Annotated in this window: 9 protein-coding genes and 1 pseudogene; all 10 read left to right on the forward strand. The window is 74.1% G+C overall.

The genetic code is table 11. The features are described 5' to 3' along the window. Nucleotides 1-16: 16 nt before the first annotated feature. The 10 genes and pseudogenes from AB8O64_RS29400 (at nt 17) to AB8O64_RS29445 (ending at nt 14,347) form a co-directional block, all read left to right on the forward strand. Entirely contained in the window at nt 17-850 is an 834-nt protein-coding gene (locus tag AB8O64_RS29400; RefSeq protein WP_370422393.1) for a M55 family metallopeptidase, read from the forward strand. Continuing rightward, nucleotides 843-2,171: pseudogene (locus tag AB8O64_RS29405) on the forward strand (M20/M25/M40 family metallo-hydrolase); the annotation flags it as partial. The gene AB8O64_RS29400 and the pseudogene AB8O64_RS29405, both read left to right, overlap by 8 nt. Nucleotides 2,172-2,335: 164 nt before the next feature. Beyond that, nucleotides 2,336-4,324 carry an LpqB family beta-propeller domain-containing protein gene (locus AB8O64_RS29410; protein ID WP_370422395.1) on the forward strand — a complete coding sequence of 663 codons (1,989 nt, stop codon included), beginning with the start codon at nt 2,336-2,338 and terminating at the stop codon, nt 4,322-4,324. A gap of 344 nt (nt 4,325-4,668) precedes the next feature. Beyond that, nucleotides 4,669-5,463: a 2,3-dihydro-2,3-dihydroxybenzoate dehydrogenase gene (locus AB8O64_RS29415; protein ID WP_370422396.1), complete on the forward strand. Its 795-nt coding sequence runs from the start codon at nt 4,669-4,671 to the stop codon at nt 5,461-5,463. 325 nt (nt 5,464-5,788) lie between these two features. Then, nucleotides 5,789-7,003 carry an isochorismate synthase DhbC gene (gene dhbC / locus AB8O64_RS29420; protein ID WP_370424008.1) on the forward strand — a complete coding sequence of 405 codons (1,215 nt, stop codon included), beginning with the start codon at nt 5,789-5,791 and terminating at the stop codon, nt 7,001-7,003. Next, nucleotides 7,000-8,646, forward strand: a complete 1,647-nt coding sequence (locus tag AB8O64_RS29425) for a (2,3-dihydroxybenzoyl)adenylate synthase (protein ID WP_370422397.1) — start codon at nt 7,000-7,002, stop codon at nt 8,644-8,646. Before dhbC ends, AB8O64_RS29425 begins: the two co-directional genes overlap by 4 nt. A gap of 62 nt (nt 8,647-8,708) precedes the next feature. Next, the gene (locus AB8O64_RS29430) at nt 8,709-9,341 is read left to right on the forward strand and encodes an isochorismatase family protein (protein ID WP_370422398.1); all 633 of its coding nucleotides are present in this window, start codon (nt 8,709-8,711) and stop codon (nt 9,339-9,341) included. A gap of 7 nt (nt 9,342-9,348) precedes the next feature. Further along, the gene (locus tag AB8O64_RS29435; RefSeq protein WP_370422399.1) at nt 9,349-9,579 is read left to right on the forward strand and encodes a phosphopantetheine-binding protein; all 231 of its coding nucleotides are present in this window, start codon (nt 9,349-9,351) and stop codon (nt 9,577-9,579) included. A gap of 89 nt (nt 9,580-9,668) precedes the next feature. Beyond that, nucleotides 9,669-13,625: an amino acid adenylation domain-containing protein gene (locus tag AB8O64_RS29440; protein WP_370424009.1), complete on the forward strand. Its 3,957-nt coding sequence runs from the start codon at nt 9,669-9,671 to the stop codon at nt 13,623-13,625. Beyond that, nucleotides 13,625-14,347, forward strand: a complete 723-nt coding sequence (locus AB8O64_RS29445; protein ID WP_370422400.1) for a 4'-phosphopantetheinyl transferase superfamily protein — start codon at nt 13,625-13,627, stop codon at nt 14,345-14,347. Before AB8O64_RS29440 ends, AB8O64_RS29445 begins: the two co-directional genes overlap by 1 nt. The last annotated feature ends 75 nt before the right edge of the window (nt 14,348-14,422 follow it).

A 14,422-nucleotide genomic window follows, 5' to 3' on the forward strand; every position in this document is an offset into this window, starting at 1 on the left:
CGTAACGTGACGGGGCATGAAGATCCTGATCTCCGCGGACATGGAAGGCGCCACCGGCGTCACATGGCCCGCCGATGTGCTGCCCGGCACGCCGCAGTGGGAGCGTTGCCGCCATATGTTCACCTCGGATGTGAACGCGGCGATCGCCGGTTTCTTCGACGGCGGCGCCGACGAGGTCCTCGTCAACGAGGCGCACTGGAGCATGCGCAATCTGCTGCTGGAGAAGCTGGACGAGCGGGCCGAGATGCTCACGGGCAAGCACAAGACCCTGAGCATGGTCGAGGGCGTCCAGCACGGTGACGTGGACGGCATCGCCTTCGTCGGGTACCACGCGGCGGCGGGCGCGGAGGGGGTCCTCGCGCACACCTATCTCGCCAACTCCCTCACCGGCGTATGGGTGAGCGGCGAGCGCGCCAGCGAGGGTCTGCTGAACTCCCTGGTCGTCGCCGAATACGGTGTTCCCGTGGTGTTGGTGACCGGCGACGACCTCACGTGCGAGGACGCCAAGAGGTATGCGCCGCTGGCCCCTTCGGTGGCGGTCAAGGACTATGTCTCGCGGTACGCGGCGGTGTGCCGCACCCCGGCCCGTACGGCCTCGGAGATCAGGGCCGCGGCGAGCCGGGGCGCCGCGCTCGCGGTGCGGCACGAGCCGGTCAGGGGCGGGCCGTTCACGATGGAGCTGGAGTTCGACGCCGCCCACCTGGCCGGCGCCGCGACGGCCGTGCCGGGCGTCGAGCACTCGGGCGAGCGCCGGGTCTCCTACACCATGCCGACCATGTACGAGGGCATCCGCTGCTTCAAGGCGGTCACGACCGTCGTGTCGGCCGCGGTGGAGGAGCAATATGGCTGACGTCATGACGGATCGGGTCGACGCGCGGGCGCTGGAGGAAGCCGTGCGCTTCACTTCGGAGCTCATCCGCATCGACACCACCAATCGCGGTGGCGGCGACTGCCGGGAGCGCCCGGCCGCGGAGTACGTCGCGGAGCGGCTCAGCGAGGTGGGCATCGAGCCGACCCTGCTGGAGAAGGAGCCGGGCCGGACGAATGTGGTCGCCCGGATTCCCGGCAGCGATCCGGGCGCGGACGCGCTGCTGGTCCACGGCCATCTCGACGTCGTCCCCGCCGAGCCCGCCGACTGGAGCGTCCACCCGTTCTCGGGCGAGGTCCGCGACGGGGTGGTGTGGGGCCGGGGCGCGGTCGACATGAAGGACATGGACGCGATGGTGCTGTCCGTGGTCCGGGCGTGGGCCCGGGCCGGGGTCCGGCCGCGGCGGGACATCGTGCTGGCCTTCACCGCCGACGAGGAGGACAGCGCCGTCGTCGGCTCCGGGTTCCTCGCCGACGAGCACCCGGAGCTCTTCGAGGGCTGCACGGAAGGCATCAGCGAGTCCGGCGCGTACACCTTCCACGCCGACGGCGGGCTGCGGCTCTACCCCGTGGCGGCGGGGGAGCGCGGCACGGCCTGGCTCAAGCTCACCGCACGGGGCACCGCCGGGCACGGCTCCAAGGTCAATACGGACAACGCGGTCGCCGCGCTCGCCGCCGCGGTCACCCGGATCGGCGACCACCGGTGGCCGGTCCGGCTCACCCCGACCGTGCGGGCCGCGCTGCGCGAGATCGCCGCGCTGTACGACATCGAAGCCGACCCGGACGACCCGGAGTTCGACGCCGACGGGCTGCTCGGCAAGCTCGGATCCGCCGCCGCGCTGATCGCCCCGACGATCCGTAACAGCGCCAACCCGACGATGCTCGACGCCGGGTACAAGGTCAATGTCATCCCCGGCACCGCCGTCGGCTTCGTCGACGGGCGGACGGTGCCGGGTGGCGAGGAGGAGTTCCGGGCCACCATGGACCGGCTCACCGGGCCCCAGGTGTCCTGGGAGTACTACCACGGGGAGAACGGCCTCCAGGCGTCCGTCGACTCCCCGGCGTTCGCGCGGATGCGCGCGGCCATCGAGCGCTTCGATCCGAGCGGCCACGTGGTGCCGTTCTGTATGTCCGGCGGTACGGACGCCAAGCAGTTCGCCCGGCTCGGCATCACCGGTTACGGCTTCGCACCGCTCCGGCTGCCCCGGGGATTCGACTATCAGGCGCTCTTCCACGGCGTCGACGAGCGGGTTCCCGTCGAGGCGCTGCACTTCGGGGTGCGGGTGCTCGACCACTTTCTGCGGGAGGAAACCACCGGGTTCTCACGGGAAGAGACCACCGAGCGGGAAATTCCCGGGCGCGATACCCCGGCATGCGCAGTGCGCGCGCAGGAAGCCCTCCCGGGCGAAAGCCCTGGGGGCGAAACGGATCTGACGGCAGATCACGGCCGCAAGGAGGCGCGGTAATCATGGTGTCCACGGCGCCCTACGGAGCCTGGCCGTCCCCGATCGACGCGGCGCTCGCCGCGTCGCACGACGGTAAACCCGAGTACGTGGGCACGGTCGGCGACGAGGTGTGGTGGGTCGAGCCGCGCCCGGCGGAGAAGGGGCGTCAGACGCTCGTGCGCCGCCTCCCCGACGGCAGTGAGACCAGCCCGCTGCCCGCCCCGTGGAACGTCCGCAGCCGGTTCCTGGAGTACGGGGGGCAGCCCTGGGCCGCGGTCCCGAGGGAGACCGGCGGGCCGCTGCTGGTCTTCGTCGACTTCGCCGACCAGCGGCTGCACGTCTGCGAGCCCGACGGCCCGGCGGGCGGCGCGCCGAGACCGCTGACGCCGCTGTCGCCGGTCGGCGACGGCCTGCGCTGGGCCGACCCGGTGCTCCGGCCCGAGCTCGGCGAAGTGTGGTGCGTCCTGGAGGAGTTCACCGGGGACGCGGCGGGCGAGGTGCGGCGGGTGCTCGCCGCCGTTCCCCTGGACGGCTCCGCCGCCGAGGACCGCACCGCGGTGCGCGAGCTGACCGACGACCGGCACCGCTTCGTCACCGGTCCGCGACTCTCCCCGGACGGCCTGCGGGCGGCGTGGATCGCCTGGGACCACCCCCGGATGCCCTGGGAGGGCACCGAGCTCAAGCTCGCCGACGTCACGGCGGACGGCCGGCTCACGGGCGCCCGGACGGTCATGGGCGGCCCCGGGGAGTCCGTCGCCCAGGTGGAGTGGGACCAGGACGGTTCCCTGCTCGCCGCGACCGACCGCACCGGCTGGTGGAATCTGCACCGCCTCGACCCGGAGACGGGCGAGAGCGTCAATCTGTGCCCGCGCGAGGAGGAGTTCGCGGGCCCGCTGTGGCGGGTGGGTCACCGCTGGTTCCAGCCGCTGGTCCACGGTCTGATCGCCGTGATCCACGGCCGGGGCGCCACCGCCCTCGGGATACTCGACACCGAGACCGGTGAGCTGGTCGACGCGGCCGGTCCGTGGACGGAGTGGGGGCCGACGCTGGCGGTCGCCGGCACCCGTGTCGTCGGCGTCGCCGCGAGCCCCCGCACGGCCTACGAGGTGGTCGAGCTCGACACCTGCACCGGCCGGGCCCGCGCGATAGGCGCCCGGCACGCCGACCCCGTGGACCCCGCGTACTACCCGGAGCCGCTGATCCGCACCTTCGTCGGGCCGGACGGCCGGGACATCCACGCCCACATCTATCCGCCGCACAGCCCCGACCACACCGCGCCCGCCGATGAACTCCCCCCGTTCGTGGTGTGGGCGCACGGCGGCCCCACCAGCCGGGCACCCCTCGTGCTGGACCTGGAGATCGCCTACTTCACCTCGCGCGGCATCGGGGTCGCCGAGGTCAACTACGGCGGTTCGACGGGCTACGGGCGCGAGTACCGCGACCGGCTGCGGGAGCGCTGGGGCGTGGTCGACGTGGAGGACTGCGCGGCCGTGGCCGAGGCGCTCGCCGACGAGGGCAGCGCCGACCGCGCCCGGCTGGCCATCCGGGGCGGCAGCGCGGGCGGCTGGACGGCCGCGGCCTCGCTCGTCTCCACCGGCCTGTACGCCTGCGGCACCATCAGCTATCCGGTGCTGGATCTGCTGACGTGGGCGTCGGGAGGCACCCACGACTTCGAATCGCACTATCTGGAGAGCCTGATCGGGCCGTTGGCCGAGGTGCCCGACCGGTACCGGGACCGCTCGCCGCTGCACCGCGCGGACCGGGTGTCCGGAGCCTTCGTCCTTCTTCAGGGCCTGGACGACCCCATCTGCCCGGCCGCGCAGAGCGCGCGGTTCGTCGAGGCGATGGCCGGGCGGGGGGTGCCGTACGCGTATCTGACGTTCGAGGGGGAGGGGCATGGATTCCGCCGGGCCGACACGATGATCCGCGCGTTGCACGCGGAACTCTCCCTTTACTCGCAGATCTTCGGAATCGGCGCGCCCGGCATACCCGTTCTGCCGCTCGCCACATGACGATGCGTCGGGCGCGGGGCGGGCAGGGCGAGGGGGTCGGGCGTGGGGGAGCGGCGTGGGGGCCTGGGCGGAGAGGGGGATGGGGAGGGGCGCCTTGTGACACTCAGCGGGGGTGAGGTTAGGCTGGCCTAAGCCGCGGCGGGTTCGATTGTGCGACCCCCCGGCATCTTTCTTGACGTTTCCGCATTTCCCGTCGTTTACCGAAACCTGGAGTTCCGCATGTTCACTCGGTGTTCCGCGCGAGCGGTTCGGGTGCCGCGTGAGCTGGTGTGCGGCATTCCGGACGGTCAATTCCCTTCGGGCGCGTCCGTCCTGTAAGGTAAGCCTTACCTAATTCAAATGGAATGGGGGGAACCGTCGTGCAGCAGTCAGAACTCGCCGGCCGCGTCGCGCTGGTCACCGGCGCCGGACAAGGCATAGGCGAGGCCGTGACCCGCGCCCTCGTCGCACGGGGAGCGCGCGTCGCGGCCCTCGACCGGTCCATAGAGGGCGTCAAGGAACTCGAAGCGGAATTCGGAGCGGAGCAAGTCGTCGCCCACAGCGCCGACGTCGCCGACAGCCTCGCCGTCGACGCCGTCGTCGACGAGGTGGAGCGCACCCTCGGACCGATCGCGATCCTCGTCAACGTCGCCGGTGTGCTGCACACCTCCCCCGTGGTGGACATCACCGACGAGGTGTGGGACCGCACCTTCGCCGTCAACTCCACCGGCGTCTTCAACACCTCCCGTGCCGTGGCCCGCAGGATGAGCGAGCGCCGCGACGGATGCATCGTCACCGTCGGTTCCAACGCCGCGGGCGTGCCCCGTACCAGCATGGCCGCGTACGCCGCCTCCAAGGCCGCCGCCACCATGTTCACCAAGTGCCTCGGCCTGGAGCTCGCCCGCAGCGGAGTCCGCTGCAATGTGGTTTCGCCCGGCTCCACGGACACCGCCATGCAGCGCGGCCTGTGGGCCGACGAGCAGGCCCCCCAGCGCGTCATCGACGGCGACCCCGCCAGCTACCGCGTCGGCATCCCCCTCGGCCGCATCGCCGACCCGGCCGACATCGCCGACGCCGTCACCTTCCTCGTCTCGGACCGCGCCCGGCACATCACCATGCACGACCTGTACGTCGACGGCGGCGCCACCCTGCGCGTCTGACGGCCCGCCACCGCCGGGACCGCCACGCTCCGCCCGCGACGGCGGCCCGTGCCGCCCGGCCCGCGCTCGCCATCCACCACCGGCCCCCACCGGTCGGTCCGATCGACCCGGGACCCCCGCCCGACCCGGGGCGGCTCCCGCCGCACCACACCAGCGCCGGGCGAGGCCCGTCCAGCCGGGACCCGGCCGGCCCGGCCCGCCCGAACCACTTCACGTCACACCGGTGCGACCCACCGGAGGAACGGAGCAGCAGGTGACCACGGTTCACCACGTCGCCGACCGGCCGAGCGAGCCCGAAGCTCGCGCGGACGGCCGCCTCACCGCAGTGCCGGGAGGCGTCGGTCAGCGGATCGAACGGCCCGAGGACACCGTCGGTGCCGCGACCTCGCTGCTCGACGCCTACGAGCCCGCCCGGGCCCGCTTCTTCGCCTCGCCGACCCGCACGCTCCTCGCCCACGGGACACGGGCCGAAGTGCCGCACGGCGACACCCCCTTGGCGCGGCGCGTCACCGAGACCCTCGACGCCGAGCTGCTCGCGGGCAACCCGGCACCCATCGTCGTCGGCGCCGTGCCCTTCGGCCAGAGCGCCCCGGCCTCCCTCGCCGTGCCGCACGCCGTCCGCTGGGCCCCGCCGCTGTCCGAGGACCCGCTGATCGCCCTGCCCGCCGCCGCCCCCGCCGCCGCCGACTGGGACATCCGGCCGATACCCGAGCCGGGCGTCTACGGAGCCGCGGTCGCCGAGGCCGTGCGCCGTATGAGACGCGGCGACTTCAGCAAGGTCGTCCTCGCCCGCACCCTGGAGCTGCGCTCCTCCCGCGAGCTCGACCTCCCCGCCCTGCTCCAGCGGCTCGCCCGCCGCGACCCGGCCGGATACACCTTCGCCCTGCCGACCGGCCCCGGCCGCACCCTCCTCGGCGCCAGCCCCGAGCTGCTCGTCGCCCGGCGCGGCGGCGCCCTGATCGCCAACCCCCTCGCCGGCTCCACCCCGCGCAGCGCCGACCTCGCCGAGGACGTCCGCCGGGCCGCGGCGCTCCTGGAGTCCGAGAAGGACCTGCACGAGCACGCCGTCGTCGTCGACGCGGTCCGCGCGGCGCTCGCCCCCTTCTGCCGCACCCTCGACGTCCCCGAGCGCCCCACGCTCGTGCGGACCGCCGCCATGTGGCACCTGTCCACGACCGTCACCGGCGAGCTGGCCGACACCGCCGTCTCCGCCCTCGAGCTGGCCTGCGCGCTGCACCCCACCCCGGCCGTCTGCGGCACCCCCACCACCACCGCGCGCGACGTCATCACGGAGCTGGAGCCCTTCGACCGGGGCAACTTCACCGGCATGGTCGGCTGGGGCGACGCGAGCGGCGACGGCGAATGGGTCGTCACCATCCGCTGCGCCGAGGCCCGGGCCGAGGAGCGCACCCTGCGCCTCTACGCGGGCGCGGGCGTCGTCGCCCAGTCCACGCCGGAGGCCGAGACCGCCGAGACCGGCGCCAAGTTCCGTACATTCCTCGACGCCGTCGGCGCGGACCACCAGGAGAGCGGCCGATGAGCATCCAGCCGAACCACACCCCCGACGCACCGGGCTACCCCGCCGAGTTCGCCGAGCGCTACCGCGCCGCCGGCTGGTGGCGCGGCGAGACGTTCGGGCAGATGCTGCGCGAGCGGGCGCTGAACCACCCCGACCGCGTCGCGATCGTCGACCCCGCGGGCGCGGGGCGGCGCTGGACGTACGGCGAGCTGGACGACCGTGCCGACCGCCTCGCCGCCGGATTCCTCGCCCGGGGTATCGCGAAGGGCGACCGCGTCGTCGTCCAGCTGCCCAACGTCGCCGAGTTCTTCGAGGTGATCTTCGGCCTCTTCCGCATCGGTGCCCTCCCCGTCTTCGCGCTGCCCGCGCACCGCGAGACCGAGATCCGCTACTTCTGCGAGTTCACCGAGGCGGCCGCCTACGTCATCGCCGACACCAGCGGCGGCTTCGACTACCGCGACCTGGCGACGAAGGTACGGGCCGAGGTGCCCACCCTGCGCCACGTGTTCGTGGTGGGGGAGCCCGGTGAGCACACCGCGCTGACGGACGTGGCCCGTGAGCCCGTCGCCGTCGCCGACGGCCCGGCCCCCGGCGATCTGGCCTTCCTCCAGCTCTCCGGCGGCTCCACCGGCGTCCCCAAGCTCATCCCGCGCACCCACGACGACTACATCTACTCGCTGTGGGGCTCCAACGAGCACTGCGGGGTCGACGAGAACAGCGTCTACCTCTGCGCGCTGCCCGCCGCCCACAACTTCCCCCTCAGCTCGCCCGGCACCCTCGGCGCGCTCTACGCCGGCGCCCGCGTGGTCCTCGCCCCGCAGCCCAGCCCGGACGTCGCCTTCCCGCTCATCGAGCGCGAGGGCGTGACCATCACCGGTCTCGTCCCGCCGCTCGCCCTGGTGTGGACCGAGGCCGCCCCGAGCAGCCCGCACGACCTCGGCAGCCTGGAGGTGCTGCTGGTCGGCGGTGCGAAGTTCAGCGAGGAGGCCGCGCGGCGCGTCAGGCCCGCGCTCGGCTGCACCCTCCAGCAGGTCTTCGGCATGGCGGAGGGCCTGGTGAACTACACCCGGCTCGACGACCCCGAGGAGACCATCGTCACCACGCAGGGCCGCCCGATCTCCCCGGACGACGAGATCCGCGTCGTGGACGACGAGGACAACGACCTGCCCGTCGGCGCCACCGGCCACCTGCTGACCCGCGGCCCCTACACCATCCGCGGCTACTGGCGGGCCCCCGAGCACAACGCCAAGTCCTTCACCGCCGACGGCTTCTACCGCACCGGCGACGTCGTCCGGCTGACCGAAACCGGCCACATCGTCGTCGAGGGCCGGGCGAAGGACCAGATCAACCGGGGCGGCGAGAAGGTCGCCGCCGAGGAGATCGAGAACCACATCCTCGCCCACCCCGCCGTGCACGACGTCGCCGTCGTCTCCATGCCCGACGACTACCTGGGCGAGCGCACCTGCGCGTACATCGTGCTGCGCGAGGGCGCCGAGCCGGTCAAGTCGATCGCCGTCAAGAAGTTCGTCCGCGAACGCGGCCTCGCCGCCTACAAGGTCCCCGACCGGGTGGAGTTCGTCGCGGAGTTCCCGCAGACCGGCATCGGCAAGGTCTCCAAGAAGGACCTCCGCGCGGCCATTGCCGCCCGCCTCGCCACCTCCTGATCCCGTCATCGCAGCCCGCCACCGCGGCTGACCGCACGCATTCCGAAAGGCCCCCCACCACCATGGCGCTCCCTGCCATCACCCCCTACGCCATGCCCACCGCGGACGCCCTCCCGGCGAACAAGGTCGACTGGACCGTCGACCCGGACCGCGCGGTGCTGCTCGTGCACGACCTGCAGAACTACTTCCTCGGCGCCTTCACCCCGGACGCCTCCCCGCTCACCGAGCTCCTCGCCAACACCGCCCGGGTCAAGGCCGCCTGCGAGCGCCTCGGCGTGCCCGTCGTCTACTCCGCCCAGCCCGGCGGCCAGAGCGCCGAGGAGCGCGGCCTCCAGCAGGACTTCTGGGGACCCGGCCTGCCGGACGACGAGCGGGCCAAGGCCATCGCCGACGCCGTCGCCCCCACCGAGCGCGACACGGTCCTGACGAAGTGGAAGTACAGCGCCTTCGTCCGCACCGACCTCGCCGAGCGGATGGCGGCCCAGGGCCGCGACCAGCTGATCATCGTCGGCGTCTACGCCCACATCGGCGTCCTCATGAGCGCCTGCGACGCCTGGATGCGCGATATCCAGCCTTTCCTCGTCGCCGACGCCGTCGCGGACTTCTCCGCCGACGACCATGAGATGGCCCTGCGCTACGCCGCCGCCAAGTGCGCCGTCGTGACGACCACCGACCGCCTCTTCGAAAAGGTCTGAACCTCCCATGGCACTCACCCTGGACCGGATCCGCGCCGACGTCGCCGACGTGCTCGGCGAGGACCCCGCCGACATACCCGACGACGAGAACCTCGTCGACTACGGCCTCGACTCCGTGCGCATCATGACCCTCGTCGAGCGCTGGCGCCGCGACCACGGCACCGAGGTCACCTTCGTGGACCTGGCCGAGAAGCCGGCCATCGAGCAGTGGGCACCGCTGCTGGGGGTCCGGGCGTGAGAGCCGCGCGCACCCTCGACCGGCCCGCCACCGGCGCACCGCGCCCGGCGGCGCCGGAGGGGCTGCCCCTGACCGCCGCCCAGTCGGGCATGTGGTTCGCCCAGGCCCTCGACCCCGCCAGCCCGGCGCTCAACACCGCCGAGTGCATCGAGATCCACGGCGAGGTGGACCCCGTCCACTTCGCCGAGGCCCTGCACCGCACCGTCGGCGAGGCGGACGCCCTGCGGGTCCGTCTGGTGGCCCCCGCCGAAGGCGAGAGCGGCCCCCGCCAACTGCCCATCGCCATCGAGCCGCCCGGCCACGGCTTCCCGCTGCACACCGCCGACCTGCGCGGCGAGCGCGCCCCCGACGCCACCGCCCGGGCCTGGATGCGCGCCGACCTCGCCGTGCCCTTCGACCTGGCCACCGGCCCGCTGTTCGCGCACGCCCTCTTCCACGTCGGCGACCGGCGCTGGCTGTGGTACCAGCGAGTCCACCACGCCGTCATGGACGGCTACGGCTACTCCCTCATCGCCCGCCGCGTCGCCGAGGTCTACACCGCCCTCGCCGCCGGCACCGCCCCCGGCCCGAGCCCCTTCGGACGGCTCGCCGCGCTGGTCGCCGAGGACGCCGCCTACCGCGACTCGGCCGCGCACGAACGCGACCGCGCCCACTGGGAGGACCGCTTCCGCGACCGGCCCGCCGTCCCCACCCTCGCCGGCCGCAGCGCCCTGCCCTCCAGCACCTCTCTGCGGCACTCCGCGCACCTCGGCCCCGAGGCCACCGAGCGGCTGCGCGAGCTGGCCGGCTCCGTCCGGGCCACCTGGCCCGACGTCCTGTTCGCCGCCCAGGCGCTCTACCTCGCGCGCGCCACCCGCAGCGAGGACGTCGTCCTCGGGCTGCCCATGATGGGCCGCATGGGATCCGTGGCGCTGCGCGTCCCCGGCATGGTCATGAACGTCCTGCCGCTGCGCTTCACCGTCACCCCCGAGACCACCTTCGCCGAGCTGACCCGCCAGGCCGACCTCGGCATCCGCGACGCCCGCCGCCACCGCCGCTACCGCTACGCGGACATCCGCCGCGACCTCGGACTGCTCGGCGAGGGCCGGCCGCTCGTCGGCCCGCTCGTCAACGTCATGCCGTTCGACTACGGGCTCACCTTCGCCGGCGCCCGGTCCGACGCGTACAACCTCTCCGCCGGACCCGTGGACGACCTCACCGTCAACATCTACGACCGGGCCGACGGCACCGGGCTGCACATCGACTACGACGCCAACCCGGCCCTCTACGGCTCCGACGAGATCGCCACCCACCAGGAGCGGTTCCTCGACCTGCTGACCCGGATCGCTGACAGCGACCCCCACCAGCCGCTCACCACGCTGTCCCCGGGCACCGAGGAGGAGCGCCGGCGCGTGCTCGTCGAGTTCAACGACACCGCCGTGCCCGTGCCGCCGACCACCCTCATCGGCCCGATCGAGGCCCGCGCCGCCCGCAGGCCCGGCGCGACCGCCCTCGTCGCCGGCGATGTGACCCTCACCTACGGCGAGTTGAACGCCCGCGCCAACCGGCTCGCCCGCCACCTCCTCACCCTCGGCGTGCGGCCCGGTGCCCTGGCCGCCGTCGCCGTTCCCCGCTCCGTCGACCTCGTCGTCGCCCTCCTCGCCGTCCTCAAGGCCGGCGGCGCGTATCTGCCGCTGGACCCCGGGTACCCCGCCGAGCGGCTCGCCCACATGCTCGGCGACGCGGCCCCCGTCTGCGTCCTGACCGACACCGCCACCCGGGCGTCCCTGCCCGCCACCGGGCTGCCCGTCCTCACACTCGACGACCCGGCGCTGCACGCCGAGCTGGCCGCGCACCTGCCCACCGACCCGGGCCGCCCGCTCACCCCGCAGCACCCCGCCTACGTCATCTACACCTCCGGCTCCACCGGCCGCCCCAAGGGCGTCGTCGTCCCGCACTCCGCGATCGACAACCGGCTGCGCTGGGCACAGGGCCAGTACGCGCTCACCCCCGACGACCGGGTGCTGCAGAAGACGCCGTCCGGATTCGACGTCTCCGTCTGGGAGTTCTTCTGGCCGCTGCGCGTGGGCGCCACCCTCGTCCTCGCCGAGCCCGGCGCCCACCAGGACCCCGCCGCGCTGGCCCGCACGATCCGCGAACAGGGCGTCACCACCGCCCACTTCGTGCCCTCCATGCTCCGCCTCTTCCTCGACGAGCCGACCGCCGCGGCCTGCACCGGCCTGCGCCGGGTCCTGTGCAGTGGCGAGGTGCTGCCGCGCCGGGCCGCCGAGGCCTTCCACCGCACGCTGCCCGGCGTCCCGCTGCACAATCTGTACGGGCCCACCGAAGCGGCCGTCGACGTCACCCACCACGCCTGCGTGCCCGGTGAGAAGGGGCCCGTGCCGATCGGCCGGCCCGTCTGGAACACCCGGCTCTACGTCCTCGACCCCGACCGCCGCCCCTGCCCGCCCGGCATCCCCGGCGAGCTGTACGTGGCGGGCGCCCAGCTCGCCACCGGCTACCTCGGGCGCCCGGAGGAGACCGCCGAGCGCTTCGTCCACGACCCGTTCGCCGAAGCCGCCGGCCGCCCCGGCGAGCGCATGTACCGCACGGGTGACCTGGCCCGCTGGCGGCAGGACGGCACCCTCGACTACCTCGGCCGCACCGACCAGCAGGTCAAGCTGCGCGGCCTGCGCGTCGAACTCGGCGAGGTCGAGGCGGCCTTGACCGCCGACCCGCACGTCGCCGCCGCCTGCGCGACGGTCCGCGAGGACCGCCCCGGCGACCGCCGTCTGGTCGCCTATCTGACTCCGGCCTCGGCGGATGCCGCCGCTGAGGCCGGTCCTGCCCCGACGAGGGGATCGGCCCCGCTGGACCCCGACGCCCTGCGGGCGCGGCTCGCCACCCGGCTGCCCGATCACATGGTGCCCAGTGCCCTCGTCGTCGTGGACGCCCTGCCGCTCACCCCCAACGGCAAGCTGGACCGTGCGGCGCTCCCCGCCCCGTCGGCCACCCCTCGCACCGGCGGCCGGCCCCCGCGCGGCCCCCGCGAGGAGATGCTCGCCCGGCTCTTCGCGGAAGCGCTCGGGCTGCCGCGCGTGGGCGTCGACGACGGCTTCTTCGCCCTCGGCGGCGATTCGCTGCTGGCCGCCCGTCTCGTCGCCCGGATCCGGGCCGCCTTCGGCGTGGACCTCGCCCTGGGCGCGCTGTTCCGGGCGCCCACACCCGCCTCGCTCGCCGACCTGTTGCACGGCGACGGCGAGGAGGGCGCGCTCGGCGCCGTGCTGCCCCTGCGTCGCACCGGCGACCGCACCCCGCTGTTCGTCCTGCCCCCGGCGGTCGGCCTCAGCTGGTGCTACACCGGGCTGCTCGAAGGGCTGAGCCCCGACCAGCCGGTGTACGGGCTCCAGGCACCCGGCCTGAACCCCGGCGAGACGCTGCCCGCCACGATGGAGGAGCTGGCTGGGGACTGGCTGGCCCGCGTCCGCGAGATCCAGCCGCACGGCCCCTACCGCCTGCTCGGCTGGTCCGTCGGCGGCGTCGCCGCCCACACCCTCGCCGTCCTCCTCCAGGAGGCCGGCGAGAAGGTCGAGCTGCTCGCCGTCATGGACGCCTACCCCGCCGACCAGTGGCGCGAGGCACCCGCCCCCCAGGAGGCCGACGCCCTCGCCGCCCTGCTGCGGATGGCCGTGGACGACCGGGCCGACCGGGCGGACGGGCCGCAAGGCGGACCGCTCACCCGGGAGCGGGTCACCGCCCGGCTGCGCGCCGAAGGCAGCGCCCTCGCCGCGCTCGACGACGACACGCTCGCCGCCGTCCTCGACGTCGTCGTCAACAACGTCACCCTCATGCGCACCCACCGGCACCGCGTCTTCGACGGCGACGTCCTCTTCTTCACCGCCGCCGCACCCCGCGCCGAGCACTGGCTGTCGCGGGACGCGTGGCGCCCCTACGTCACCGGTAGCCTGATCAACCGCGATATCGACTGTCTGCACCCGCAGATGACCCGGCCGGGGCCGATCGCGGAGGTCGCCGAGGCGGTGGCCGGCTATCTAGGAGAGAGCTAATGTCCGTGGACGGCGGTGAGCGGGCCGACGGGACGCGCCCCCTGGTCCTCGGCCGCGACCCGCTGCCCGGCGCGTGGACCCCGGGCCCGCCGCACCTGTGGCTGCTGCGGATCCCCGACCACGCCCCGCTGCCGCCGGCCGCGTACGAGCGGATCCTCGACGCCCGGGAACGGGCCCGCGCCGCCGCCTTCGTCCGGGATCTGCACCGGGAGCGCTACGCCGCGGCCCACGTCGGGCTGCGGCGGCTCCTCGGCGCCTACCTGGAGACGGACCCGGCGGCCGTCGAGCTGACGCGCGAGCCGTGCCCAGGCTGCGGCGGACCGCACGGCCGGCCGGCCGTCGCCGGGGCACCCCTGCACTTCAACCTCTCCCACGCGGGCGACCTGGCCTTGTTCGCCTTCGCCGGCACCCCCGTCGGCGTGGACGTCGAGGAACGCCAGCCCGCGGCCGTCGTCGACGAGGTGGCGCCCTCGCTGCACCCCACCGAGACCGCCGAGCTGACCGCGCTCCCGGAGGCGGCGCGCCACGCCGCCTTCACCCGTTGCTGGACCCGCAAGGAGGCCTACCTCAAGGGCATCGGCACGGGACTCTCCGAGGACCCCGCCCTCACCTACGTCGGCTCCGGCCCGGCCCCGGCGTCCCCCACGGGCTGGTCACTGACCGACGTCGCCGTGGACCCCGGCTACGCGGCGGCCCTGGCGGTCGCCGACACCGGCGGGTGAAGAGGCCGCCCCCGGCGGCGCCTCACCCGTGTGCACCGGCGCCGGACTTGACGACCGCCCGCCGCAAGGGAGTTG

Source organism: Streptomyces sp. QH1-20, assembly GCF_041283565.1.
GTDB classification, from domain to species: domain Bacteria; phylum Actinomycetota; class Actinomycetes; order Streptomycetales; family Streptomycetaceae; genus Streptomyces; species Streptomyces syringius.

Bases quoted from the DNA above. Each gene is read 5' to 3' on its own strand.
- AB8O64_RS29400 (WP_370422393.1), top strand. From the start codon at position 17: ATGAAGATCCTGATCTCCGCGGACATGGAAGGCGCCACCGGCGTCACA.
- AB8O64_RS29410 (WP_370422395.1), top strand. From the start codon at position 2,336: ATGGTGTCCACGGCGCCCTACGGAGCCTGGCCGTCCCCGATCGACGCG.
- AB8O64_RS29415 (WP_370422396.1), top strand. From the start codon at position 4,669: ATGGGGGGAACCGTCGTGCAGCAGTCAGAACTCGCCGGCCGCGTCGCG.
- AB8O64_RS29425 (WP_370422397.1), top strand. From the start codon at position 7,000: ATGAGCATCCAGCCGAACCACACCCCCGACGCACCGGGCTACCCCGCC.
- AB8O64_RS29430 (WP_370422398.1), top strand. From the start codon at position 8,709: ATGGCGCTCCCTGCCATCACCCCCTACGCCATGCCCACCGCGGACGCC.
- AB8O64_RS29435 (WP_370422399.1), top strand. From the start codon at position 9,349: ATGGCACTCACCCTGGACCGGATCCGCGCCGACGTCGCCGACGTGCTC.
- AB8O64_RS29440 (WP_370424009.1), top strand. From the start codon at position 9,669: ATGTGGTTCGCCCAGGCCCTCGACCCCGCCAGCCCGGCGCTCAACACC.
- AB8O64_RS29445 (WP_370422400.1), top strand. From the start codon at position 13,625: ATGTCCGTGGACGGCGGTGAGCGGGCCGACGGGACGCGCCCCCTGGTC.